This is a genomic window from Micromonospora sp. M51, assembly GCF_018070305.1.
Taxonomy (GTDB): Bacteria; Actinomycetota; Actinomycetes; order Mycobacteriales; family Micromonosporaceae; genus Micromonospora; species Micromonospora parva.
In genome coordinates this window covers 1-455 of record NZ_JAGPXZ010001512.1, presented here as the reverse complement: position 1 = coordinate 455, position 455 = coordinate 1, and the positions used below count along the sequence as shown (strand labels likewise).

At 77.8% G+C, this 455-nt stretch carries 1 pseudogene; it reads right to left on the bottom strand.

Annotated elements, in window-relative coordinates:
- Positions 1-455 (bottom strand): annotated as a pseudogene (locus tag KBX53_RS35720) (hypothetical protein); the annotation flags it as partial.

Here is a 455-nt window from a genome sequence, read left to right as displayed (position 1 = left end):
CTGGTGCGCGCGACGCTGCGCCGTGACGCCGCGGTGCTCCGCGGCGATGTCGGCGTGGGCTTGACGACCTTGCTCGGCGTCGGGCTCGGCGACGTCGGGCTGGGTGTGGCGGACGGGGAGGGCGCGGCGAGGGTGTCCAGCACCGGCTCCTCGGTCGGTACGGCCGACGCGGCGTAGGAGTCGTCGACGGCCGTCGGTTGCGCGGCCCCGTCGTCACCGCCGGGAAGCGCGAGCGCGCCGACGCCGAAGCTCACCACGAGGGTGGCGGCCGCGGCGGCGCCCCCGATCATCAGCGGCTTGCGCCAGCGGCGTGGGGAGCGGTGCCGTCCCTCTGCGGTCCGCCCGGTCTCGGCGGCGGCGCGCCAGCCGTTGCTGGTCTCCGGGTCGCTGTCGGGCTGCCAGCCGCCGGGCGCCTCATTCTCGGCGTGCCAACCGCCGGTGTCCTGCGGCCCCGG